This window comes from Litorisediminivivens sp. KMU-197, assembly GCF_056858395.1.
On the sequence record NZ_JBXEQG010000006.1, the window covers coordinates 145,654 to 169,065 of the forward strand.

Genomic DNA, 23,412 nt, shown 5'->3' on the forward strand with positions numbered 1-23,412 from the left:
GATCAGGCCGCGTCGGCAGCCATGCGTTCGGCTTTGGCTTTCACCTCGTCGATGCCGCCCACCATGTAGAAGGCGCCTTCCGGCAGGTGGTCGTATTCGCCGGCCACGACCGCCTTGAACGAGGCGATGGTGTCTTCCAGCGGAACCTGCACACCGTCCGAGCCGGTGAACACCTTCGCCACGTCGAACGGCTGCGACAGGAAGCGCTGGATCTTCCGGGCACGGGCCACGGTCAGCTTGTCCTCTTCCGACAGTTCGTCCATGCCGAGGATGGCGATGATGTCCTGCAGCGACTTGTAGCGCTGGAGGATCTGCTGGACGTCCGAGGCCACCTTGTAGTGCTCTTCACCCACGATCTGCGGGTCCATCAGGCGCGACGAGCTGTCCAGAGGGTCCACCGCCGGATAGATGCCAAGCTCCGAGATGGCGCGCGACAGAACGGTCTGCGCGTCGAGGTGCGCAAAGGTCGTTGCCGGTGCAGGGTCGGTAAGGTCGTCCGCGGGAACGTAGACGGCCTGGATCGAGGTGATCGAGCCGTTCCGGGTCGAGGTAATGCGTTCCTGCATCGCGCCCATGTCGGTTGCCAGCGTCGGCTGGTAGCCCACGGCCGAAGGGATACGACCCAGAAGGGCCGACACTTCCGAGCCCGCCTGCGTGAAGCGGAAGATGTTGTCGACGAAGAACAGAACGTCCGACCCGGTCGAGTCGCGGAACTGCTCGGCCAGTGTCAGGCCGGTCAGGGCAACCCGCATACGCGCACCCGGAGGCTCGTTCATCTGGCCGTAGACCAGCGCGATTTTCGAGTCGGTCATGTTATCGGGGGTGATAACGCCGGATTCGATCATCTCGTAGTACAGGTCGTTGCCTTCACGGGTCCGCTCACCAACACCGGCGAACACGGACAGACCCGAGTGCACCTTCGCGATGTTGTTGATCAGTTCCATGATGAGAACCGTCTTGCCCACGCCGGCGCCGCCGAACAGGCCGATCTTGCCGCCCTTGGCGTAGGGCGCCAGCAGGTCGATGACCTTGATGCCGGTGATCAGGATCTCGGCTTCGGTCGCCTGGTCGGCGAATTCGGGCGCCGGCTGGTGGATCGCGCGCAGCTCATCGGATTCGACCGGACCCTGCTCGTCGACCGGCTTGCCGATCACGTTGATGATCCGACCCAGGGTGTTCGGGCCGACCGGCACCGAGATCGGGCCATCGGTGTCGACCACTTCCTGACCACGGACGAGACCCTCGGTCGCATCCATGGCGATGGTGCGGACGGTGTTTTCGCCGAGGTGCTGTGCGACTTCAAGAACCAGTGTCTTGCCTTGGTTTTCGGTTTCCAGCGCGTTCAGAATCGCCGGCAGGTGGTCGTCGAACTGCACGTCGACCACGGCGCCGATGACCTGGGTCACTCTGCCTTGTGCGTTTGCCATGTTTCGTCTCCGGTTCTTAGAGCGCTTCCGCGCCCGAGATAATTTCGATCAGCTCATTGGTGATGACGGCCTGACGGGACCGGTTGTATTCGATCGTCAGCTTGTCGATCATTTCGCCGGCGTTGCGGGTGGCGTTGTCCATGGCGGACATCCGCGCGCCCTGCTCCGAGGCGCCGTTCTCCAGCAGACCCGCGAAGATCTGGGTCGCCACGCCACGCGGCAGCAGGTCGGCCAGGATGGCCTCTTCGCTGGGCTCGTAGTCGTAGAGCGTGCTGGTGCCGGCCTCGTCGCCCTCTTCTTCGTCGAAGCTGGCCGGGATGATCTGTTGCGCGGTCGGGATCTGCGTCACGACGTTCTGGAACTTGGAATAGAACAGCGTCGCCACGTCGAACTCGCCCGCGTCGAAGCGTGCTAGCACGTCCTTGGCGATGGCCTGCGCGTCGGCATAGCCCACGCGCTTGACCTCGCTCAGATCGACATGGCCGACAAGGTTGTCCGCGAAGTCGCGCTTCAGCACGTCGCGGCCCTTCTTGCCGACGGTCAGGATCTTGACCGTCTTGCCCTTGCCGATAAGCTCCTGCGCCTTGGCCTTCGCCAGCTTGGCGATGTTGCCGTTGAAGCCGCCGCAGAGGCCGCGCTCGGCGGTCATGACGATGAGCAGGTGCACATCGTCACTGCCGGTCCCGGCCAGAAGCTTGGGCGCGCTGTCGCTGTCGCCCACCGATTTGGCCAGCCCCGCCATCACGCTGTTGAAGCGTTCGGCGTAGGGGCGCGCCATTTCGGCCGCTTCCTGTGCCCGCCGCAGTTTCGCGGCGGCCACCATCTGCATGGCCTTGGTGATCTTGCGGGTCGACTTGACCGACTCGATCCTGTTTTTCAGGTCCTTGAGATTTGGCACTGCCCTATCTCCTTATGCGAAGTCAGCGGCGAATTCGTCCAGCGCGGCACGGATCTTGTCTTCGGCTTCACCTTTGATCTTCGGGTCTTCCTGGGTGATGTAATCCAGAAGATCCGAATGCTTGGACCGCAGGTGTTGCAGCAGGCCCTGCTCGAACCGGCCGACTTCGGACACCTTGATCTTGTCGAGGTAGCCCTTGGTGCCGGCGAAGATGACGCAGACGATTTCGGCGTTGGTCAGCGGCGAATATTGCGGCTGCTTCATCAGCTCGGTAAGGCGCGCACCACGGTTCAGCAACTGCTGGGTCGCGGCGTCGAGGTCGGAGCCGAACTGGGCGAAGGCCGCCATCTCGCGGTACTGCGCCAGTTCCAGTTTCACCGGGCCGGCGACCGACTTCATCGCGTTGGTCTGGGCCGAGGAGCCCACACGCGACACCGACAGACCGGTGTTCACGGCGGGGCGGATGCCCTGATAGAACAGTTCGGTTTCCAGGAAGATCTGGCCGTCGGTGATCGAGATCACGTTGGTCGGAATAAAGGCCGACACGTCGCCGCCCTGAGTTTCGATGATCGGCAGAGCGGTCAGCGAGCCCGAGCCGTTGTCTTCGTTCAGTTTGGCCGAACGCTCCAGCAGGCGCGAGTGAAGATAGAAAACGTCGCCCGGGTAAGCTTCACGTCCCGGCGGACGGCGCAGCAGCAGCGACATCTGGCGGTAGGACACGGCCTGCTTGGACAGGTCATCGTACACGATCAGGGCGTGGCGGCCGTTGTCGCGGAAGTATTCGGCCATCGCGGTCGCGGCGTAGGGCGCAAGGAACTGCATCGGCGCCGGGTCGGACGCGGTGGCCGCGACGACGATCGAATAGTCGATGGCGCCGGATTCCTCGAGACGCTTCACCAGCTGAGCAACGGTCGAACGCTTCTGGCCGATGGCGACATAGACGCAGTAGAGCTTCTTGCTCTCGTCATCGCCGGCGCGCTCGTTATAGACCTTTTGGTTCAGGATCGCGTCCAGCGCGACAGCCGTTTTACCGGTCTGACGGTCGCCAATGATCAGCTCGCGCTGGCCACGGCCGATCGGGATCATCGAGTCGACGGCTTTCAGGCCGGTCGCCATCGGTTCGTGCACCGATTTACGCGGGATGATGCCCGGCGCCTTCACGTCCGCGATGCGGCGCTCGGAGGCATTGATCGGCCCCTTGCCGTCCAGCGGGTTGCCGAGACCGTCGACCACGCGACCGAGCAGTTCGTCACCGGCCGGCACGTCCACGATGGACTTGGTGCGCTTGACGGTGTCGCCTTCCTTGATGTCGCGGTCGGAGCCGAAGATCACGATACCGACGTTGTCGGACTCAAGGTTCAGCGCCATGCCCATGATGCCACCGGGGAACTCGACCATCTCGCCCGCCTGAATGGCGTCAAGGCCGTGCACACGCGCGATCCCGTCACCGACGCTGAGCACGCGGCCCACTTCGGCGACTTCGGCTTCCTGCCCGAAGTTCTTGATCTGCTCCTTTAGGATCGCAGAAATCTCGGCTGCTTGGATACCCATTTATCCGACCTCTTTCATTGCATTCTGGAGGGAATTGAGCTTCGCGCGGATCGACGTGTCGATCATCTTGGAGCCCACCTTGACAACAAGACCGCCGATGAGGCTCTCATCGACGGTCGCATTCACTTTCACATCCTTGCCGAACGACGCCTTCAGCGTTTCCGCAAGCGCGTTGCGCTGGTCGTCGGTCAGGTCTTGGGCGCTAACCACGTCGGCGGTCACTTCACCCTTGTGTTCGGCGATCTGTGCGCGCAGCCGTTTGATCAGCTGCGGCAGCACGAACAGACGACGCTTCGACGCCATCAGGCCCAGCGTCTGGACCAGCGTATCGCTGAGGTCCATCTGCTTGGCGACAGCGGTGATCGCCGCCTGCTGGTCATCGCGCGTGTAAATCGGGTTCGAGATCAGGTCGCGCAGTTCGTCGCTGCCGTCCAGCGCTGCCGACAGATCATCGAGGTTGCGTTCAAGCTCGTCGAGCTTGCCATTCTCGTTGGCGATCTCGAACACCGCCGTCGCATAGCGATCGGCAATGCCAGAGGAAATCGAAGCTGGTTCGGACACGTCCACCCTTCCGACTATCTGGCCCCGGTTTACCGCTAACAACGGTGTCCGGGGGCGTTAAAGCAGCCCTGATCAGGTTCAAGGCGCAAAATCAACGCGGATGTAGCAGAGCCTATCTCCCCCCGCAACAGACTTGCAGAGATTCACTCACAGGCAATTATTTAGTAAATTCAACAGACTATCTGAACTGCGTCGAAATGCGCACCGAACATTTAACGATTTGGTTAATGTTTTCGTCCACTTGCGAGATTCCCTTGACGCTTCTGCCCCGGTGCGCAACCGGCAAAAACATCTTGCCGCCGGCGGTCAGCCCCCCGCTCGCGCGTCTTCAGGCCGTCGCATCGCGGCGCCGTCACACCGGCTTGGCCTCCTTCGCGGGCTTCGGGCTCAGCACGTCCAGCGGGTTCGGCACGCGCACGCGCGTTCCCGGATCGTGCGGCGCCTGCACCCGTTTCGAGGCTTCCACGATCAGCACGCCCCCCGGCAGCGGCAGGCCATAGCGCTGGCCCATCCGCTCCCACACCGGGGCGGCCTTCATCCAGAACCGCTTGCGCGACGGCGGCTGGTGCAGCGCGGTGGCGTGGGTCATCGGCATGAAGCCGTGGGTGCGCAACTGGGTCTCAAGCTGGCTCTGGGTATAAGGCCGACCGAAGCCGAAGGGCGTCTGGTCGCTGCGCGACCACAGCCCGGCCCGGTTCGGCACGATAAACATCACCGTCCCCCCCGGCCCCAGCACCCGGTAGCATTCCTCCAGCAGCGCCGAAGGCCGCTCCGAGGTCTCCAGCCCGTGCATCACCACCAGCTTGTCGAAGCGCCCGGTCTCGACCGGCCACTCGGTCTCTTCCGTCAGGACCGACACATTGGGCATCCCGGCCGGCCAGGGCATGACCCCCTGCGGCCCCGGCATCAGCGCGATCACCCGCCGCGCTTCGGCCAGATAGGGCCGCAGCAGCGGCACCGCGAAACCGAACCCGCCCACCGTCTGCCCCTTGGCCTCGGGCCAAATCCGGAGCATCCGGTCGCGCACGGCCTTCTGCGCGGCACGGCCCAGCGCGCTGCGGTAATAAAAGTTCCGAAGGTCCTGCACATCCAGGTGCATTGCGATCCGTGCTCCGTTGCGCGACAGTTGCGGGCACTCTAGCAACGGAACCGCGATTTGCCATGCCCCTTGAGCTTCTGACGATCCCCTGCCTGTCCGACAACTACAGTTATATTGTCCACGATGCCGAAAGCGGCGACACGGCGGTCTTTGACGTGCCCGAGGCCGGTCCGATCCTGAAGGCGCTCGAAAACCGCGGCTGGACGCTGTCGCACCTTTTCCTGACCCACCACCACCCCGATCACGTGCAGGGTTCCGACGAACTGCTTGCCTCCGCACCGGCACAGGTGATCGGCGCCAGGGCCGACATCCACCGCCTGCCGCCGCTGGACGTGCAGGTTTCGGAGGGCGACACCATCCCCTTTGGCGGCGAAGTCGTCGCCACCATGGAAGTCCCCGGTCACACCACCGGCCACGTCGCCTATCACCTGCCGCAATCGGGATACCTCGTGACCATGGACAGCCTCATGCACCTTGGCTGCGGGCGGCTGTTCGAGGGCACGCCCCAGATGATGTTCACGTCCCTGGAGAAGATGGCCGCATTGCCCGCCGACACCGTGGTCTGCTCGGGCCACGAATACGCCGAGACCAACGTCCGCTTCGCCCTGACCATTGAACCTGAAAATCCCGACCTTATCTCTCGTTCCGAAGAGATCGCGGCGGCCCGTTCCGCGGGCCGTCCAACCGTCCCCACCACGCTTGCTCTCGAGCTCGCGGCCAACCCCTTCCTCAGATGCCACACCGACGCCGTCAGGACCAACGTCGGCCTGCCGGACGCCGATCCGGTAGAGGTCTTCGCGGAAGTCCGAAAAAGGCGTGACAGTTTCAGGTGACGCAAAGGTATTGCGGAAAATCACGGCTCTGTGCCCACACCGCCGATAAATGTGAGCGTCAAGAGCAAGAAAAAACTTGAAGCGTTCCGGGGATAGACCAAACTTTAATACTATGAGGCCACGGTTGGTTTTGCACCATACGCTCGCCGACCCAGATCAGAAGGAGCACGAAAACAGTGCCTTCATTCTCCAATACGCTTGAACAGGCGATCCATGCGGCCCTGGCCTTGGCCAACAGCCGCTCACACGAATTCGCAACGCTGGAGCATCTGCTGCTGGCGCTGATCGACGAACCTGATGCGGCACGGGTCATGAAGGCCTGTTCGGTCGACACCGAAGAATTGCGCACCAAGCTGGTGGAATACGTCGATGCCGACCTTGCCAATCTGGTGACCGACATCGAAGGGTCGGAAGCGGTGCCCACCGCGGCCTTCCAGCGCGTGATTCAGCGTGCAGCGATCCACGTGCAGTCGTCCGGCCGCACCGAAGTGACCGGTGCCAACGTGCTGGTGGCAATCTTTGCTGAACGTGAATCCAACGCCGCCTATTTCCTGCAGGAGCAGGACATGACGCGCTATGACGCGGTGAACTTCATCGCCCACGGTGTCGCCAAGGACCCCGCCTATGGCGAGGCCCGGCCGGTGACCGGCGCGACCGACGCCGAGGAAGAGGCGCAGACCACCGAGTCCGCCGCCGAGGCCGACCAGAAAGAAAGTGCACTCGGCAAATACTGTGTCGACCTCAACGAAAAGGCCCGCCTTGGCGACGTCGATCCGCTGATCGGGCGCGAGTCCGAGGTTGAGCGCTGCATTCAGGTGCTGTGCCGCCGCCGCAAGAACAACCCGCTGCTGGTGGGCGACCCCGGTGTCGGCAAGACCGCCATCGCCGAGGGCCTCGCGCGCAAGATCGTGTCGGGCGAAACCCCGGAGGTGCTGTCGGAATCGACCATCTATTCGCTCGACATGGGCGCGCTGCTGGCCGGGACCCGCTATCGCGGCGATTTCGAGGAACGGCTGAAAGCGGTTGTGACCGAGCTTGAGGATCACCCCGACGCCATCCTCTTCATCGACGAGATCCATACCGTGATCGGTGCGGGCGCCACATCCGGCGGGGCGATGGACGCTTCCAACCTGCTGAAACCCGCGCTTCAGGGCGGCAAGCTGCGTTGCATGGGCTCGACGACATATAAGGAGTTCCGCCAGCACTTCGAAAAGGACCGCGCGCTCAGCCGCCGGTTCCAGAAGATCGACGTGGTGGAGCCTTCGGTCGAGGACTCGGTGAAGATCCTGAAAGGTCTGAAACCCTATTTCGAGGATCACCACCACATCAAGTACACCGCCGACGCGATCAAAACCGCCGTGGAACTGTCCGCGCGCTACATCACCGACCGGAAACTGCCCGACAAGGCCATCGACGTCATCGACGAGGCCGGCGCGGCGCAGCACCTGATCGTGGAATCGCGCCGCCGCAAGACCATCGGCACCAAGGAGATCGAGGATGTCGTGGCCAAGATCGCGCGCATCCCGCCCAAGAACGTCTCCAAGGACGATGCCGAGGTGCTGAAGGATCTGGAGAACAGCCTCAAGCGCGTGGTCTTCGGCCAGGATGCCGCCATCGAGGCGCTGTCGTCGTCGATCAAACTGGCGCGCGCCGGTCTGCGTGAGCCTGAAAAGCCGATCGGCAACTACCTCTTCGCCGGTCCCACCGGGGTCGGTAAGACCGAGGTCGCCAAGCAGCTGGCCGATACGCTGGGCGTGGAACTGCTGCGTTTCGACATGTCGGAATACATGGAGAAACATGCCGTCTCGCGTCTGATCGGCGCGCCGCCGGGCTATGTGGGCTTCGACCAGGGCGGTCAGCTGACCGACGGGGTCGACCAGCACCCGCATTGCGTTTTGCTTCTGGACGAGATCGAGAAGGCGCACCCGGATGTGTTCAACATCCTGCTCCAGATCATGGACCACGGCACCCTGACCGACCACAACGGTCGCTCGGTGGACTTCCGCAACGTGGTGCTAATCATGACCTCGAACGCCGGCGCGCAGGAACAGGCAAAGGCTGCGATTGGCTTCGGCCGCGACCGTCGCGAAGGCGAGGACACCGCCGCGATCGAGCGCACCTTCACGCCCGAGTTCCGCAATCGTCTGGACGCGGTCATCGCGTTCAAGCCGCTGCCGAAATCGGTGATCCTGCAAGTGGTCGAGAAGTTCGTGCTGCAACTTGAAGCCCAACTGATGGACCGCAACGTCACCATCGAGCTGACCAAACCGGCGGCAGAGTGGCTGGGTGAAAAGGGCTACGACGACAAGATGGGCGCGCGCCCCCTGGGCCGTGTGATCCAGGAGCACATCAAGAAACCGCTGGCCGAGGAACTCCTCTTCGGCAAGCTCATCAAGGGCGGCGTGGTTCGCGTCGGCATCAAGGATGGCAAGATCGACCTGCAGATGAGCGGGCCGGACAAGCCGCGCCTCGCCGGCAAGAAGCCGCCCCTGCTGACGGCGGAATGATCAAGGCGACGCTCGTCGCGATCATCGGCTCGGTCACCCCCGCGGTGGCCGAGCCTTTTCTTTTGGCGCATCCGGTCGACTGCGTGCTGGGCGAGACCTGTTATATCCAGCACTATGTCGATCAGGACCCCGGCCCCGGCGCGCGCGACTTCGCCTGCCATGGCCTCACCTATGACACCCACCAGGGCACCGACTTCGCCCTGCCCACGCTTGCCGACATGGCCAAGGGCGTCGAGGTCCGCGCGGCGGCCCCTGGCGTCGTCCGTGGCGTGCGCGACGAGATGCCGGATGTCGCCTTTGACGGCACCGACCTGCAGGGCCGCGATTGCGGCAACGGCGTCGCGATTGCGCATCCAGACGGCTGGGAAACCCAGTATTGCCACATGCGCCGCGGCTCGATCCTCGTGCAGCCCGGCCAGCAGGTCGACACCGGCGATGCGCTGGGCCTCGTCGGTCTCAGCGGCCGCACCCAGTTTCCGCACCTGCACCTGAGCCTGCGTCGCGAGGGCGAGACCGTCGATCCCTTCGCCCCCGAGGGCGCCGAAACCTGCGGCGGCGGCCCCACGCTCTGGCAGACCCCTCCGCCCTACGTTGCCGGCGGCCTAATCGACGCGGGCTTTGCCCCTGCCGTTCCCAGCTATGGTGCGGTTCAGGCCGGCACCGCCGCCGAAACCCCGCCCACCACGGGGACCGCGCTCGTCGGCTTCGGCTATGCCTTCGGGGTCCGCGCCGGCGACGCCATGCGGATCACCATCGACGGCCCCGGCGGGCAGGTCTTCAGCCACGACACCGCGCTCGGCCGCAATCAGATCCTCGCCTTCCGCGCCTCGGGCCGCAAACGTCAGCCCGCCGGTTGGCCGCCGGGCCGCTACCGGCTGACCGTCGACCTGATCCGCGACGGCGCCGCCATCAGCACCCGCACCGAGAGTATCGACCTGCAATAACCTTGCTGGTCTTGGCCCGCGCAACGCTGTACCAACCGGCAAACCCTGCCGGAGACATCCCCATGCCCACCTACACCGCCCTCACCACCCTGCCCGGCAAGGACCAGGCCGAAACGCTCGGCGCCGCGATGGAGCGGCTGGACCCCGAGCCCACCGGCGTCGGCGTGTTCGAGCTGGAAGACGGGTCCGGCCTTTGGGAAATCGGCGGCTACTTCACCGAACAACCCGACGAGGCCGCGCTGGCCGTCCTAGCCGCGGCCTTCGGCGCCAAGGACTTCGCGATCTCGGAACTGCCCGAAACCGATTGGGTCGCCAAGGTCAAACGAGAGCTTGCCCCGGTCGAGGCGGGCCGCTTCTTCGTCTACGGATCGCATGATGCCGACAAGGTGCCCGCCACCGCCCACCCTCTGCTGATCGAGGCCGCCATGGCTTTCGGCACCGGCCACCACGGCACCACGCTCGGCTGCCTCAAGGCGCTCGACCGGCTGGAGACCGAAGGGGTCCACGCCCGCAACACCATCGACATCGGCTGCGGCACCGCCGTGCTGGCCATGGCCGCCGCCCGCATCTGGCCCGAGGATGTCATGGCCTCGGACATCGACGAGGTCGCGGTGGAGGTGGCCGAGGCCAACGTCGCCGCCAACAACCTGCAGGGCCGCGTTCACTGCCTCGAAGCCACCGGCTTCGATCATCCCCGGATCGCCGAAGCCGCACCCTTCGATCTGGTCTTCGCGAATATCCTGAAAGCCCCGCTGATCGCGCTCGCCCCCGACATGGCGGCCTATATCGCGCCGGGCGGCCATGCGATTCTGTCCGGCATCCTCAACGAACAGGCCGACGAGGTGGTCGCGGTTTATGCGCAGAACGGCATCAATCTTGTTCACCGCGATGAGATCGTTGAATGGACGACGCTCACCCTGCGCAAATCTGGCTGAAATATGTGGTGTTTTCAGTCAATTGGGCGCACCTGCCCAGAAATTGACACATTTGAAGCTCAGAAATGACGCCTCATCTGGTGGGGGCCAGATACAAGAGGCTGCAATGTCGGATACATTCTCTCACTTCGACAAGCGCGTACGGCGAATTTCAAGAAAGAACCGCAAGCTGGCGCGCGGACATGTCAAATTCATAGATTCCACTGGCATCATTCGCCAGCGTCCGCTGCGGCGGATCGGAGCACTGCCTTTCAAGGGCCTCTTCATGATCGGCCTCGGATTTTATGGCTTCAAGGGCCTGCTCATCGCCCACCAGGGTCCGGTGCAATACGAGGACCGGCTTGCCCTGCTCATCGAAGGCAGCGTGTTCGAACGCGCCGCCGCCTGGGTGATGCAGATCGAACCGGTGGCTCTCAAGGCCGCCGCGATCATGGGCCTCTTCGTCTAAGCCGCACCACCCCCCGCAAAAGAAAAAGCCGCGCCCTGATCGAGGGTCGCGGCTTCATGCCTTGCAAGCTGCATCCGGTTTCAGTGACGTCCCGGAAAGGCCGCCACGCGGTCGATGTCACCGCGGCTCAGCCCGATATCGTCCAGCTCCGCGTCGCTCAGCTTGTTCAGCAGGCTCCGGGTCTGGCGGGCTTCGTTCCAATCGATGATCGCGGAAAAGGTGGCCAAAACGACACGACCGATGCGATCTGCAACACCGGCAATGGCGATCTGGGCGTGGCTGGGCTCGTAAACTGCCATGTCTGTCGCTCCTGAGGGGGTGGCGCCCGGGGGAGAGGGCGCTGTTTCGATGATGCGCAATTAGTAGGCAGATGCGCCCAGAACAACATCAGTTTGGGAATAGCCGGGATGCGCTCCGGGTATAGCTCATTCGCAGAAGAACCTTCTGGAAACGCAGAAGAAATCGCGGATGTCGCTTTCTGACCACCGGTGATCCAAAAGCGACATGCTGCGGCCCCCTGACCACCCTGCGCCCGCGTCGTCCCGACCGTGCCAAGGTTTCGCTTGGCTCATGTTCTCGTTTCGTGCTAGCCAGACCCAAAAGCAAAAGGCAGGGCAGTCATGCGGGTTCTGGGCATCGATCCGGGTTTGCGCAACCTCGGATGGGGCGTGATCGACGTCGCCGGCAGCAAGCTGCGTCACGTGGGCAACGGCATCTGTCATTCCGAGGGCACCGACCTCTCCGCCCGCCTGCTGTCGCTTCACGCGCAACTGTCCGAGGTTCTGCGCCGCTTCCAGCCGACGACGGCCGCCGTCGAACAGACCTTCGTCAACAAGGACGCCGTGGCCACGCTCAAGCTGGGCCAGGCCCGCGGCATCGCGCTGCTGGTGCCGGCGCAGGCCGGGCTGACGGTCGGCGAATACGCCCCCAATAAGGTCAAGAAATGCGTGGTCGGCGTCGGCCACGCCGACAAGACCCAGATCGCCCACATGGTGAAGATGCAATTGCCCGGCGTCACCCTGACCGGCCCCGATGCCGCCGACGCGCTGGCCATCGCCATCACCCACGCGCTCTACTACCGCTCCCCGGCGCTCAGGGAGGTCGCGTCATGATCGGCAAGCTTTCGGGACGCATCGACTATCGCGGCGAGGATCACGTGCTGATCGACGTGCGCGGCGTGGGCTACGTGGTCTATTGCTCGGACCGCACGCTGGCCGCCCTGCCCGGCCCCGGCGAAGCGGCGGCGCTTTATACCGAACTGCTGGTGCGCGAGGACCTGCTGCAACTCTACGGCTTCCCCTCGCTGGTGGAAAAGGAATGGCATCGCCTGCTGCTGACCGTGCAGGGCGTCGGCGCCAAGGCGGCGCTGGCGATCCAGGGCGCGCTCGGCCCCGAAGGCGTCAGCCGCGCCATCGCGCTGGGTGACATAAACGCCATCAAGGCCGCCAAGGGCATCGGCCCCAAGACCGCGCAGCGCGTGGTGCATGAACTCAAGGACAAGGCCCCCGCGGTCATGGCCATGGGCGGTGCCAGACCGGCCGAAGTCACCGACGTGATCGATCCCACAGACACCATCGCCACCCCCCTGCCCGCGCCGGCGCCCATACCCGCCGCCAGCAACGCCCAGGCCGAGGCGCTTTCGGCTCTGGGCAACCTCGGCTACGCACCGTCCGAGGCCGCCAGCGCCGTGGCGCAGGCCGCAGGCGACGCCCCAGACGCCGATACCCCGGCGCTGATCCGCGCTGCGCTGAAGCTGCTGGCGCCGAAGGGCTGACCCGATGACCGAACCCGACCCCACGCTCCGCCCCGAGGAACGCCCCGAGGACGTCGACCGCGCGCTCCGCCCGCAGGCCTTGTCGGACTTCATCGGCCAGGCCGAGGCCCGCGCCAACCTGCGCGTCTTCATCCAGTCCGCCCGCCAGAGGGGCGAGGCGATGGACCACACGCTGTTCCACGGCCCGCCCGGGCTTGGCAAGACGACGCTGGCGCAGATCATGGCGCGCGAACTGGGCGTCAACTTCCGCATGACCTCCGGCCCGGTGCTGGCCAAGGCGGGCGATCTGGCGGCAATCCTCACCAACCTCGAATCCCGCGACGTGCTGTTCATCGACGAGATTCACCGCCTGAACCCGGTGGTCGAAGAGGTGCTCTACCCCGCGCTCGAAGATTTCGAGCTTGACCTCGTGATCGGCGAAGGCCCCGCCGCCCGCACCGTCCGGATCGAGCTGCAACCCTTCACGCTGGTCGGCGCCACCACCCGGCTGGGCCTCTTGACCACGCCGCTGCGCGACCGTTTCGGCATCCCCACGCGGTTGCAATTCTACACGGTGGACGAGCTGCACGAGATCGTCACCCGAAACGCCACGAAGCTGGGCGTCCCCGCCACCCCCGACGGCGCCCGCGAAATCGCCCGCCGCGCCCGCGGCACGCCGCGGATCGCCGGACGTCTGCTTCGGCGCGTGGTCGATTTCGCGGTGGTCGATGGCGACGGCCGCATCACCCGCGACCTCGCCGACAACGCGCTGACCCGGCTGGGCGTCGACCACCTTGGCCTCGACGGCGCCGACCGCCGCTACCTGACGCTGATCGCCGAGAATTACAGCGGCGGTCCGGTCGGCATCGAAACCCTCTCGGCCGCGCTCAGCGAAAGCCGCGACGCACTGGAAGAGGTGATCGAACCCTTCCTGCTGCAACAGGGCCTGATCCAGCGCACCCCGCGCGGGCGGATGCTGGCACAGAAGGCCTGGACCCACCTCGGCCTCGCCGCCCCCCGGACACCGGGACAGAGCGACCTGTTCGGCTGACCCTAGAGGCAGAGCCGGAAGGCCGCGTCGAGCATCTTGCGGTCCATGTCGCTCAGCTCAAACCGGGTGCCATAGAACCCACCCGCGGCGCGCGAATATTCGAACCCGGTCGAAACCGTCGTCGCCTCGGTCAGTTGCCTGGCCTCACGTCCGGTCAGGGTGACTTCAAGATACCCTATGTTGTCCCCGCGCCTTGTGCTGACGCGCTGCTGCGGGATGTCGTGCCTGCGGTCGTCCAGCCCCAGCAGGAACGGTGCCGGACCGTCAGGTGCGAAGGTCGCGGTATACAGCAGCTTGGCCTCCCCGCCACGGCAGAAGGCGGTCACCTGGTAGACATTGTCATAGGGTCCGGGCGGCGTCTTGCGCTTCGAGGCGGCCACCACGCCCTTGCCATAGGGCTCCAGGAAAAACGCGTCGTAGCCATAAGGCGTGATCAGGTCGAAGTCCTCGGCCTCGTCCTGCGGCACCCAATACATGCCCTCGGCGCCCTCGCCGCTGGCGCGTGCGAAGATGCGGGGATCGACACCCATCTCCACGAGGTATGTCACCAGAACGCCGGAAACCTGCTGCGCCGAGGCACTTTCCCCCCGTGCGCCAAGGTAGAAGCGGTGAAACCCCAGCCTGCTGCCATCTTGCAGCCGTCGCGTCGTGCCGCCCAGAAAGGCATAGGCGCAGGCGCTGGAACAGGTGCCCGCGTCCGGCCAGTCGTACTTGTAATGCGCACCTTGGGCCGGCTTCGCCTCTCCGACGATGGCGGTCAGCTCATGCTCGCGGATCAACCGCCCCAGCCGGACACCCGCGCCCAGATTGCCGCCCTCACTATGCAGCACGATCTGGTTGCCCTCGATCTGCTCGACCTCCATGAAGGCGGCAAAGACCGTGTCGGTGTCGGCCATGATCTCGCCCGTGGCATAGACAAAGCAGGACTCGGTGGCATTGCCCGCGCAGTTGAACTCGAAGGTCATTGGCGCGGCTCCGGCCACACTGGGCCACGCCGCCATCGCGAGCATCGCGAAAAAAGGTCTCATGCAATAGTCTCCAACTTGTCCGGCAATCACTTTCCGGCCACGATGGCAGCCAACGCATTGAAAGAAAAGGCCGCCCATGCGCCCCCTGCTGATCCTTCTCACGCTTCTCCTAGCGCTGCCGGCAATGGCGGAAAACCGCATTGCGCTGGTGATCGGCAACTCCGCCTATGACCGGATCGGCCAGTTGCCCAACGCCGTGCCCGACGCGCGGCTCATTTCGGACAGCCTGCGCGCCACCGGGTTTACCGTCACCACCCTGACCGACCTCACCGAAGACGCCATGGGCGAGGCGCTTGACCGGTTCACGCTGGACGCCGAAACCGCCGATGTCGCCGCGGTCTACTTTGCCGGCCACGGCGTTCAATACCGGCGCGAGAACTTCCTGATGCCGGTGGACGCGAAGCTGCGCACCGCCGCCGCGATCCCGCGCGAAGGCCTGTCGCTCGACCTGATCATGGACGCGCTGACCCCGGTGCCGGTGTCGCTGATCTTCCTCGACGCCTGCCGCAACAATCCCTTCGCCGAGAAATTGCTGGCCGAGGCACAGGCGGCGGGCCGCAGCGCCAACGTCAGCCGGGGCCTCGCCGTGGTGCAGGCGCAGGGCGACCAGCTCGTCGCCTTCGCCACCCTGCCCGACACCGTCGCCAGCGACGGCAACGCGGGCAATTCGCCCTTCGCCCGCGCCCTCGCCCGGCACATGCCCAGCCCCGGCATCGAGGTCTCGGTGATGATGAAGCGCGTCACCGCCGACGTCATGTCCGAAACCCAAGGCGGCCAGCGCCCGCAGCAGCTGAGCCAGATGCAGCGCGAATTCTATTTCTCGGGCCAGCCCGCGGCCACGCCCACCAACGCCACCCCCGACCCGATCCTCTCGGTCTATCCGCTGCGCGTCGGGGTCGGAGACGAAGTCGCCATGATCGCCGACCTGCCACCCGCCTGCCGGCCGTTCTTCTTCGCGCTGGCCCCGTCCGGCAAATTCACCCCGATCCCGCGCAAGTTCTTCAAGACCGTCGCGCTCTCTTCCGGCCAGACCCGCTATGAAATCTCGCCCGGTTCGCGCTATGGGCTGCAGGTCCTGCCCGACGACGAAAAGGGCACCAACCGCATCGGCTATCTCTGTGAACCGCCACCAGGCACCAGTGACACCGTGCTGAAAGCGCTGCTCCGCGCCGCCGTCGCGCAGGCGCAATCGGGCACCGAGGGCGGCACCGTCACCGCGATGGAGACCGGCACCGCCTTCCAGATCCGCCCCTTCGAGATCGAGTAACCTCAGTCCGGGCCGAACGGACCAACCGTGTTGAATGCTAAATCCGTCGACGGCCTTCTGCCTGCCTGACAGCCTATGACCCCGGCACCAGCACCAGCTGCACCCGGCGGTTCTTTTCGCTCATGGGCCGCGCGGGATCGGCCAACCGCTGAAACCCCATGCCCACCGCCTTTGTCCGCCGCGCCGGCACGCCTGCCGCCGCCGTGACGAATTCCGCCACGCTGCGAGCGCGTTCCAGCGACAGCGTTTCGTTATAGGCCGCGGACCCCTGCGCATCGGTATGGCCCATGAAAACCAGCGTGAACCGCGCGAAATCCTCGCCGCGCAGGATCTGCGCCAGATCCAGCAATTGCGGCATCTGGTCGGGCCGGATGGCGGTGGAATTGTAGTCGAACAGCACCTCAAGATCGACCGAGGGCAAGCGCGCGGGCTCTGCATCGCCGCCCGTCGACACCGGCGTCTCCGCCACCTCTTCGCGGTCCACGATGCCAAGGTTCACCACGTCGTCGATGGTAAAGCTCACCCCGCCTTGCTCCGGGCATTTCGCGACATCGCGCAGGCACAGTTCCATATCGCTGCCCTCTGGTGCGGCTGCCGGCGCTTCTCCAAGATCGAAGTCGTCCAGCGTGATCACGGATTGCGCGGCAAGCGGGCCTGCGCAAAGTACGAAGACGGCGAAAAGAACGGGTCTCAAATTCAGGGCTCCGACGAATATGGAATCAACTACTGCCACAAGTCTAAGCCGCCCGCCGGCCAAGCACAAAGCCAAGGCAGGTCAGTAGAAACTCTGCGGATCGATATCCACCGCCAGCCGCAACTGCCCGCGCAGCGGAAACTGCCCGACCCACTCGGCCAGCGCGCCCTGCAAGGCCACGCCCTTGTCGGCCTTGACCAACAGCCGCACCCGGTGCCGCCCCCGGACCCGCGCGATCGGAGCCGGCGCCGGCCCGAAGACCTGCGCCCCCACCCGCCGCAAGGCACCATCATTCCGCGCCAGCGCATTGCCCAGATCGAATGCCTCCTGAGGATCCGTCGACGACAGGATGATCCCGGCCAGCCGGCCATAGGGTGGAACGCCCGCCGCGCGCCGCTGATCGGCCTCGGCGCGCCAGAAGTCCTCTTCATTGCCGGCCATGATCGCCCGGATCACCGGATGCTCCGGCTGGTGCGTCTGGATCAGCGCCACCCCCGGCTTGTCGGCCCGCCCCGCGCGCCCCGCCACCTGTCGAACCAGCTGGAACGTCCGTTCCGCCGCCCGCAGGTCCGAGCCGTGCAGCCCAAGATCGGCGTCGATCACCCCCACCAGCGTCAGCAGTGGAAAGTTGTGTCCCTTGGCCACCAGCTGCGTGCCGATGATGATATCCGCACCGCCGCCGGCGATCTCCTCGATCTGCTCCTTCAGCGACCGGGCCGAGCCGTAAAGGTCCGACGACAGCGTCGCCACCCGCGCCTGCGGAAACAGCGCCATGGCCTCTTCCGTCAGCCGCTCGACCCCCGGCCCCACCGCCGCCAGCCGGTCCTCGGCCTCGCACGACGGGCAGGCCTCGGGCATCGGCCGCGACTCGCCGCATTGATGGCAGACCAGCCGCTTCAGGAACCGGTGTTCGACCATCCGCGCATCGCACTGCGGGCACTCGATCTGGTGGCCGCAGGCGCGGCACAGCGTGATCGGCGCATAGCCGCGCCGGTTGATGAACAGTAGCGACTGTTCACCCTTTTCCAGCCGTGCCTCGACGGCCTTCTGCAAGGTGGGCGATACCCAGCGGTCCGACGGCAGGCTCTCGCCCCGCATGTCAATCGGCCGCATCTCGGGCAGCACCGCCGCCCCGAAGCGCGAGGTCAGCTCCAGCCGAGTGTACTTGCCCGCCTCGGCATTGGCCCAGCTCTCCAGCGATGGCGTGGCCGAGGCCAGCACCACCTGCGCGCCCTCGATCGAGGCCCGCAGAACCGCCATGTCGCGCGCATTGTAGAGCACCCCGTCGCCTTGCTTGTACGAGGTGTCATGTTCCTCATCCACGACGATCAGCCCAAGGTCGCGGAACGGCAGGAACAGCGCCGAACGGGCCCCCACCACCATCTGCGCGCCGCCCTCGCCGACCATCTTCCAGCAGCGCCGCCGCTCGGTCTGGGTGATCCCGGAATGCCATTCGGCCGGCCTGGTGCCGAACCGCGCCTCCACCCGGGTCAGGAATTCCTGTGTCAGCGCGATCTCGGGCAGCAGCACCAGCGCCTGCCGTCCGCGCCGCAGGCAGTCCGCCACCGCCTCCAGGTAGACCTCGGTCTTGCCCGAGCCGGTGACGCCGCGCAGCAGCGTCGTGGCATAGCCCTCCACCCCGGACAGATGCGCCGCCGCCGCGGCCTGGTCGTCGGTCAGCGCCTTGCCGGGCCGGTCCGGATCGAGCCGCGAATAGGCGGTGTCGCGCGGCGCGGCTTCCTCGCGGACCACGCCCTGCGCCGCCAGCCCCTTGACCACCGAGGTCGAGACGCCGGCCATCTCGGCCAACTCCTTCAGCGTGAAGGCCAGCCCGCCGTACTCCTCCAACACCGCCAGCACCGCGCGACGCGCCTTGGTGTCGCGGTCCGGCAGCCCCTCGCCCCGGCGATAGACCTTGCGCAGCGCCTGCGCCTCGCCCAGCCCCGGCGCGCGGGTGGCCAGACGCAGCATCGCCGGCAGCGGCGTCAGGGTATAGGCCCCGGCGCGCGTCAGGAATTGCCGCATCCCCTCGCGCATCGGCGCCGCGTCAAGCACACGCGTCACCGGCCTCAGCTTGCCGATATCCAGCTTGCCCTCGCCCGGCCCCCAGACCACGCCCAGCACCCGGCGCGGCCCCAGCGGCACCTCGACGAACGCGCCCAGATGGCAGCCGCCCTCCGGCGCGCGGTAATCCAGCACGCCGCCCAGATCGCCCAGCGCCTGGGTGATCAGCACGCCCAACCGGCTGCCCTCGTCGAAATAGCTGCGCTCCATCACGTCCCCGGGATACCTGCCGCCTCCGAGGTATGACAGCCGCCGGGCTTTGCCAAGGACCGCTGTGACCCGGGCGCCACCCCCGACAGAGTTATCCACACCCGCCGGCGTCCACCGTTGATTCTGAAGCACAACTTAAAGAAAGCTTCGAAAGCCGCTCATAAAGCTGGTGAAAACCCTGTCGCGCCTCGCTAACCTCCGGCAACCAACCAAGGGATTCGCATGACCTCCAGCCTCCAGATCGACGACGACCTTCGCGCCCGCATCATTTCACGCCCCGCCGTGATCCTCGATGACCGCGACGTGATGCACGCCCTGATCGCCGCCAACGAAAAGGCGATGGGCACCAATATCGTCGACCTGCGCGGCATCGCCATGGAGCGGCTGGAGCGCCGTCTCGACCGGCTGGAAGACACCCACCGCAGCGTCATCGCCGCGGCTTACGAAAACCTCGCCGGCACCAATCAGGTTCACCGGGCCATCCTGCGCATGCTCGACCCGGTCGATTTCGAGGATTTCCTGCGCGGCCTCGGCCACGAGGTCGCCGATACCCTGCGTGTCGATGCCGTCCGGCTGGTGCTGGAAAGCGCCGAGCGCGCCGATGACGATCCGGCGATCTCGAAACTGGGCGACGTGCTGATGGTCGCGCAGCCCGGCTATATCTCGGACTATGTCACCGAGGGCCGCATGGGCGGTGTCCGCCCCGTCACCCTGCGCCAGACGGCCGAGGGCAACCCGGCGGTCTATGGCCCGAAGGCCCCCGACATCCGTTCCGAGGCCTGCCTCGTGCTCGACTTCGGGCCCAAGCGCCTGCCCGGCATGCTGGCCTTCGGCGCCGAGGATCCGCATCTCTTCACGCCGCAGCAGGGCACCGACCTGCTGGCCTTCTTCGGCGGCGTGTTCGAGCGCACCATGCGCCGCTGGCTGGCGTGAGCGAAGGCCCTACAGCAATCTCCCCCGCGGCGCGCGACGCGCTGGAGGCCTGGCTCACGCATGCCCGTGCCCTCAAGGGCCGCTCCGGCGCCACGATCGAGGCCTATCGCGCCGACGTCCTGGGCTTTCTCGCCTTCATGACCGCCTATCACGGCGACACCCAGGGTCTGGGCCCGCTCGGCCGCGTCACGCTGCGCGACATGCGCGCCTGGATGGCCGCCACCCGCAGCCCCGACGTCGGCTCACGCACGCTGGCCCGCAAGCTCTCGGCGGTGAAAAGCTTCTACCGCTGGCTGGCCGAACGCGAAGGCTTCGAACCCACCGCCGTGCTGTCGACCCGCGCGCCGAAATACACCCGCAAGCTCCCCCGCCCTCTGGCCGAGGACGCCGCCAGGGCGATGATCGACACCGTCGAACTGCAATCCGAAACCGCCTGGATCGCCGCCCGCGACACGGCCGTCGTCACCCTGCTCTACGGCTGCGGGCTGCGCATCTCGGAAGCCCTCAACCTGAACCGCGCCGCCGCCCCCCTCGGCGACAGCCTGCGCATCCTGGGCAAGGGCAACAAGGAACGCATCGTTCCGGTCCTGCCCGTCGCCGCCCGCGCCGTCGCTGACTACCTCCGGCTCTGTCCCTTCGACTTGCCCGGCGATGCGCCGCTGTTTCTCGGCGCCCGCGGCGGCCGGCTCAACCCGCGGCTCGTCCAGAAGGCGATGCAACAGGCCCGCATGCAGCTTGGCCTGCCCTCCACCGCCACGCCCCACGCCATGCGCCACAGCTTTGCCACCCACCTGCTGAATGCCGGCGGCGACCTGCGCAGCATCCAGGAACTGCTCGGCCACGCCAGCCTCTCGACCACGCAAGGCTACACCGGCATCGACAGCGCCCGCCTTCTGGAAGTCTACGAAAAAGCCCACCCCAAGGCCGGCTAGGTCGCGCGGCATGGGGGCTCTGCCCCCGGCCTTCGGCCTCCCCCGGAGTTTATACGGCAAGATGAAGCAGCAGACCGGCCCCAGGTCTTCATCTTGCCAGGTAAACTCCGGGGTTTGGGGCAGAGCCCCAAGGCCTGCGTGGCCTGAACGCAAACCAACCTGCGCGCCGCAGGCGCTCCTGTTGAGACCTCACGCCAGCAGGAACAGCGTGATCCCCGGAAAGGCCACCAGCAGCGCCACCCGCAGGATGTCCGAGGTCACGAACCACAGCACCGCGCGATAGGTCTCGCCCATCGGCGTCTCGCGGTCCATGGTGTTGATGATGAACAGGTTCATCCCCACCGGCGGCGTGATCAGCCCGACCTCCACCACGATCAGCACCAGGATGCCGAACCAGATTGCCACCCGCTCGGTCTCGATCCGGTTTGCCATGCCTTCCGTCACCCGGATCCCCAGGCCTCCCATCTGCTCGCGCGTCAGTTCGATACCTGCTGCCATCGCCTCGCGGATGCCGGCCAGCATCTCGGCGGCCATGCCTTCCGGCACGCCCGTGGCCAGCACCTCGCGCGCCGCATCGGCCTGCATCGCCGCGAGGTTGACGAAGCCGAAATCCATCACCGAAATCACCGGATAGAAGATCGGCACCGTCAACAGGATCATCGACAGCGAATCCATCAGGCAGCCGAATACCAGATAGAATACCAGGATCATCACCAGCACCATCCACGGGCTAAGCCCTTGCCCCACCACCCAGTCGGCCAGCTCCTGCGGCACTTGGGTCAGCGCAAGAAACCCGTTGTACAGCCCCGCCCCCAGCACGATGAAGAAGATCATCGCCGTCGAGGCCGCGGTCGACAGTATCGCCGCGCCAAACACCCGCCAGCTCATGTTGCCCGAAAGCAGCGCGATCACCCCGGTGCCCGCCGCGCCCACCGCCGCGCCCTCGGTCGGGGTGAACCATCCGGCATAAATGCCGCCCACCACCAGCCCGAACACCAGCACAACCGGCCAGACCCCGGCAAGGTTGCGCATCCGCTCCTTCATCGGCACCGGTGCCCGCACCCCCGCCGCATCGGGGTGCACCCGCACGTAGAAAGAGATCGTGATCATGTAGCCCAGCGCCGCCAGGATCCCCGGCACGAAGGCCGCGAGGAACAGTTTGGCGATGTTCTGCTCGGTCAGGATGGCATAGATCACAAGGATCACGCTGGGCGGGATCAGGATGCCCAGCGTCCCCCCCGCCGCCAGCGTCGCCGTGGAAAACCCGCCGGAATAACCGTAGCGCTTCAATTCCGGCAGCGCCACGCGGCTCATGGTGGCCGCCGTCGCCAACGACGACCCGCAGATCGCCCCGAACCCGGCGCAGGCCCCCACCGCCGCCATTGCCACGCCGCCGCGCCGGTGGCCAAGGAAGCTCTCGGCCGAGCGGAACAGCGCCGCCGACATGCCCGACAGCGTGGAGAACTGTCCCATCAGCAGGAACAGCGGGATGATGGACAGCGAATAGGAGGAGAACGTCGTATAGGTCTCGGACTTCAGCCGCGCCATGAACACCGTCGTGCCATCGGTCGCCAGCCAAAGCCCGCCGATCCCGCACAGCAGCATGGCCAGACCGATCGGTGCGCGCAAAAAGATCAAGACCAGCAGCACCGGGAAGGAGACGAAGCCAAGCTCCAGCAGGCTCAATGTCCCGCCCCCTCGCCCTGCGGCAGCACCGGCACGCCCGTCGCCGCCGTCACCAGCCGCGCCCAGGCGCAGTATCCCGCCACCACCGCCGCCACCAGCGCCGCCGCGAAGCTGGCGGCATAGGCCCACCACACCGGGAATTGCAGCAGGAAGGTGGTCTCGCCATTGCCGAACTTGCCTGCCAGCCCGGCAAACAGCCGCGCGGTGATCAGCCAGATCGCCCCGGTCAGCACCACCTCCCAGAAGGCCACCAGCCAGAGGTTGGCCCGCGCCGGCAGCTTAGACGTGAAGATGTCCACGGTGGCATGGCCGCCGCGCAACTGGCACCACGGCAGGAAGGCGAAGATGGCAAAGGCCACCCCCGCCTCGACCAGTTCGAAATCGCCCTTCACCGGGCCGACGCCAGCACCGATCAGCACCGCGCCGAAATCGCCCAGCATCCCGGAATGCCCCAGCGTGTTCAGCCCGCGCCCCAGCACGGACACGCAGGTCAGCACCACCAGCGCGGTCAGCACCAGCCCGCCGGCAATCGCCGTCCACCGGGCCAGCCGGTCCATCGCGTTCAGCATGTCACGCACCCCGGCGGGACGC

The 23,412-nt window shown here is 65.9% G+C and carries 22 protein-coding genes; 11 read left to right on the plus strand and 11 right to left on the minus strand.

All coding sequences use genetic code 11. The features are described 5' to 3' along the window. Positions 1-2: 2 nt before the first annotated feature. From atpD to AC04PT_RS14395, 5 genes are all read right to left on the minus strand, one after another. A complete protein-coding gene (gene atpD / locus AC04PT_RS14375; protein ID WP_482874407.1) occupies positions 3-1,427 on the minus strand; it encodes a F0F1 ATP synthase subunit beta in 1,425 nt (474 codons plus the stop codon). 16 nt (positions 1,428-1,443) lie between these two features. Further along, on the minus strand, positions 1,444-2,325 hold the full coding sequence (locus AC04PT_RS14380) for a F0F1 ATP synthase subunit gamma (RefSeq protein ID WP_482874408.1): 882 nt from the start codon (positions 2,323-2,325) through the stop codon (positions 1,444-1,446). Positions 2,326-2,337: 12 nt separating this feature from the next. Beyond that, on the minus strand, positions 2,338-3,876 hold the full coding sequence (gene atpA, locus AC04PT_RS14385) for a F0F1 ATP synthase subunit alpha (RefSeq protein WP_482874409.1): 1,539 nt from the start codon (positions 3,874-3,876) through the stop codon (positions 2,338-2,340). Continuing rightward, entirely contained in the window at positions 3,877-4,443 is a 567-nt protein-coding gene (locus AC04PT_RS14390; protein ID WP_482874410.1) for a F0F1 ATP synthase subunit delta, read from the minus strand. 346 nt (positions 4,444-4,789) lie between these two features. Beyond that, positions 4,790-5,536, minus strand: a complete 747-nt coding sequence (locus tag AC04PT_RS14395; RefSeq protein ID WP_482874411.1) for a class I SAM-dependent methyltransferase — start codon at positions 5,534-5,536, stop codon at positions 4,790-4,792. A gap of 62 nt (positions 5,537-5,598) precedes the next feature. Here AC04PT_RS14395 and gloB point away from each other — a divergent pair, with 62 nt between their 5' ends. From gloB to AC04PT_RS14420, 5 genes are all read left to right on the plus strand, one after another. After that, positions 5,599-6,369, plus strand: coding sequence for a hydroxyacylglutathione hydrolase (gene gloB / locus AC04PT_RS14400; protein ID WP_482874412.1), 771 nt, complete (start codon positions 5,599-5,601; stop codon positions 6,367-6,369). A gap of 176 nt (positions 6,370-6,545) precedes the next feature. Beyond that, positions 6,546-8,876, plus strand: coding sequence for an ATP-dependent Clp protease ATP-binding subunit ClpA (clpA, locus tag AC04PT_RS14405; protein WP_482874413.1), 2,331 nt, complete (start codon positions 6,546-6,548; stop codon positions 8,874-8,876). Then, positions 8,873-9,820 carry a M23 family metallopeptidase gene (locus AC04PT_RS14410; RefSeq protein WP_482874414.1) on the plus strand — a complete coding sequence of 316 codons (948 nt, stop codon included), beginning with the start codon at positions 8,873-8,875 and terminating at the stop codon, positions 9,818-9,820. The genes clpA and AC04PT_RS14410 overlap by 4 nt, the downstream gene beginning before the upstream one ends. 62 nt (positions 9,821-9,882) lie before the next feature. After that, the gene (locus tag AC04PT_RS14415; RefSeq protein ID WP_482874415.1) at positions 9,883-10,755 is read left to right on the plus strand and encodes a 50S ribosomal protein L11 methyltransferase; all 873 of its coding nucleotides are present in this window, start codon (positions 9,883-9,885) and stop codon (positions 10,753-10,755) included. A 106-nt stretch (positions 10,756-10,861) separates the two neighbouring features. Continuing rightward, positions 10,862-11,203, plus strand: coding sequence for a hypothetical protein (locus AC04PT_RS14420; protein ID WP_482874416.1), 342 nt, complete (start codon positions 10,862-10,864; stop codon positions 11,201-11,203). Positions 11,204-11,283: 80 nt separating this feature from the next. Here the strand turns inward: AC04PT_RS14420 and AC04PT_RS14425 are convergent, their stop codons facing one another. Further along, the gene (locus AC04PT_RS14425; protein WP_482874417.1) at positions 11,284-11,502 is read right to left on the minus strand and encodes a DUF1127 domain-containing protein; all 219 of its coding nucleotides are present in this window, start codon (positions 11,500-11,502) and stop codon (positions 11,284-11,286) included. A gap of 321 nt (positions 11,503-11,823) precedes the next feature. On the opposite strand from AC04PT_RS14425, the gene ruvC reads away from it, so the two are divergent. Genes ruvC through ruvB form a run of 3 tightly spaced genes read left to right on the plus strand, consistent with a single transcriptional unit; the run spans position 11,824 to position 14,007 of the window. Further along, positions 11,824-12,315, plus strand: coding sequence for a crossover junction endodeoxyribonuclease RuvC (ruvC, locus tag AC04PT_RS14430; protein WP_482874418.1), 492 nt, complete (start codon positions 11,824-11,826; stop codon positions 12,313-12,315). Next, positions 12,312-12,977: a Holliday junction branch migration protein RuvA gene (ruvA, locus tag AC04PT_RS14435; RefSeq protein ID WP_482874419.1), complete on the plus strand. Its 666-nt coding sequence runs from the start codon at positions 12,312-12,314 to the stop codon at positions 12,975-12,977. The genes ruvC and ruvA overlap by 4 nt, the downstream gene beginning before the upstream one ends. Before the next feature lie 4 nt (positions 12,978-12,981). Then, positions 12,982-14,007: a Holliday junction branch migration DNA helicase RuvB gene (gene ruvB / locus AC04PT_RS14440; RefSeq protein ID WP_482874420.1), complete on the plus strand. Its 1,026-nt coding sequence runs from the start codon at positions 12,982-12,984 to the stop codon at positions 14,005-14,007. Between the two features lie 2 nt (positions 14,008-14,009). On the opposite strand, the gene AC04PT_RS14445 is transcribed toward ruvB, so the two are convergent. Further along, entirely contained in the window at positions 14,010-15,035 is a 1,026-nt protein-coding gene (locus AC04PT_RS14445) for a COG3904 family protein (protein ID WP_482874421.1), read from the minus strand. A gap of 76 nt (positions 15,036-15,111) precedes the next feature. On the opposite strand from AC04PT_RS14445, the gene AC04PT_RS14450 reads away from it, so the two are divergent. Beyond that, positions 15,112-16,302, plus strand: a complete 1,191-nt coding sequence (locus AC04PT_RS14450; protein WP_482874422.1) for a caspase family protein — start codon at positions 15,112-15,114, stop codon at positions 16,300-16,302. A gap of 73 nt (positions 16,303-16,375) precedes the next feature. Here AC04PT_RS14450 and AC04PT_RS14455 read toward each other — a convergent pair whose 3' ends face one another. Both AC04PT_RS14455 and AC04PT_RS14460 read right to left on the minus strand, forming a co-directional pair. Beyond that, a complete protein-coding gene (locus tag AC04PT_RS14455) occupies positions 16,376-16,996 on the minus strand; it encodes an OmpA family protein (protein ID WP_482874423.1) in 621 nt (206 codons plus the stop codon). 81 nt (positions 16,997-17,077) lie between these two features. Continuing rightward, a complete protein-coding gene (locus AC04PT_RS14460) occupies positions 17,078-19,270 on the minus strand; it encodes a primosomal protein N' (RefSeq protein WP_482874424.1) in 2,193 nt (730 codons plus the stop codon). A gap of 222 nt (positions 19,271-19,492) precedes the next feature. Here AC04PT_RS14460 and AC04PT_RS14465 point away from each other — a divergent pair, with 222 nt between their 5' ends. Together AC04PT_RS14465 and AC04PT_RS14470 are read left to right on the plus strand one after the other, a co-directional pair. Continuing rightward, a complete protein-coding gene (locus AC04PT_RS14465; RefSeq protein ID WP_482874425.1) occupies positions 19,493-20,203 on the plus strand; it encodes a DUF484 family protein in 711 nt (236 codons plus the stop codon). Then, entirely contained in the window at positions 20,200-21,135 is a 936-nt protein-coding gene (locus AC04PT_RS14470; protein ID WP_482874426.1) for a tyrosine recombinase XerC, read from the plus strand. The genes AC04PT_RS14465 and AC04PT_RS14470 overlap by 4 nt, the downstream gene beginning before the upstream one ends. Positions 21,136-21,324: 189 nt before the next feature. Here the strand turns inward: AC04PT_RS14470 and AC04PT_RS14475 are convergent, their stop codons facing one another. Both AC04PT_RS14475 and AC04PT_RS14480 read right to left on the minus strand, forming a co-directional pair. Continuing rightward, on the minus strand, positions 21,325-22,821 hold the full coding sequence (locus AC04PT_RS14475) for a TRAP transporter large permease (protein ID WP_482874427.1): 1,497 nt from the start codon (positions 22,819-22,821) through the stop codon (positions 21,325-21,327). After that, positions 22,818-23,390, minus strand: coding sequence for a TRAP transporter small permease (locus AC04PT_RS14480; RefSeq protein ID WP_482874428.1), 573 nt, complete (start codon positions 23,388-23,390; stop codon positions 22,818-22,820). The genes AC04PT_RS14475 and AC04PT_RS14480 overlap by 4 nt, the downstream gene beginning before the upstream one ends. Positions 23,391-23,412: the final 22 nt, after the last annotated feature.

Excerpts from the sequence above, each read along its gene's own strand:
- atpD (WP_482874407.1), bottom strand. The coding sequence starts at position 1,427 with ATGGCAAACGCACAAGGCAGAGTGACCCAGGTCATCGGCGCCGTGGTC.
- atpA (WP_482874409.1), bottom strand. The coding sequence starts at position 3,876 with ATGGGTATCCAAGCAGCCGAGATTTCTGCGATCCTAAAGGAGCAGATC.
- AC04PT_RS14395 (WP_482874411.1), bottom strand. The coding sequence starts at position 5,536 with ATGCACCTGGATGTGCAGGACCTTCGGAACTTTTATTACCGCAGCGCG.
- gloB (WP_482874412.1), top strand. The coding sequence starts at position 5,599 with ATGCCCCTTGAGCTTCTGACGATCCCCTGCCTGTCCGACAACTACAGT.
- AC04PT_RS14410 (WP_482874414.1), top strand. The coding sequence starts at position 8,873 with ATGATCAAGGCGACGCTCGTCGCGATCATCGGCTCGGTCACCCCCGCG.
- AC04PT_RS14415 (WP_482874415.1), top strand. The coding sequence starts at position 9,883 with ATGCCCACCTACACCGCCCTCACCACCCTGCCCGGCAAGGACCAGGCC.
- AC04PT_RS14420 (WP_482874416.1), top strand. The coding sequence starts at position 10,862 with ATGTCGGATACATTCTCTCACTTCGACAAGCGCGTACGGCGAATTTCA.
- AC04PT_RS14425 (WP_482874417.1), bottom strand. The coding sequence starts at position 11,502 with ATGGCAGTTTACGAGCCCAGCCACGCCCAGATCGCCATTGCCGGTGTT.
- ruvC (WP_482874418.1), top strand. The coding sequence starts at position 11,824 with ATGCGGGTTCTGGGCATCGATCCGGGTTTGCGCAACCTCGGATGGGGC.
- ruvA (WP_482874419.1), top strand. The coding sequence starts at position 12,312 with ATGATCGGCAAGCTTTCGGGACGCATCGACTATCGCGGCGAGGATCAC.
- ruvB (WP_482874420.1), top strand. The coding sequence starts at position 12,982 with ATGACCGAACCCGACCCCACGCTCCGCCCCGAGGAACGCCCCGAGGAC.
- AC04PT_RS14445 (WP_482874421.1), bottom strand. The coding sequence starts at position 15,035 with ATGAGACCTTTTTTCGCGATGCTCGCGATGGCGGCGTGGCCCAGTGTG.
- AC04PT_RS14450 (WP_482874422.1), top strand. The coding sequence starts at position 15,112 with ATGCGCCCCCTGCTGATCCTTCTCACGCTTCTCCTAGCGCTGCCGGCA.
- AC04PT_RS14460 (WP_482874424.1), bottom strand. The coding sequence starts at position 19,270 with ATGGAGCGCAGCTATTTCGACGAGGGCAGCCGGTTGGGCGTGCTGATC.
- AC04PT_RS14465 (WP_482874425.1), top strand. The coding sequence starts at position 19,493 with ATGACCTCCAGCCTCCAGATCGACGACGACCTTCGCGCCCGCATCATT.
- AC04PT_RS14480 (WP_482874428.1), bottom strand. The coding sequence starts at position 23,390 with ATGCTGAACGCGATGGACCGGCTGGCCCGGTGGACGGCGATTGCCGGC.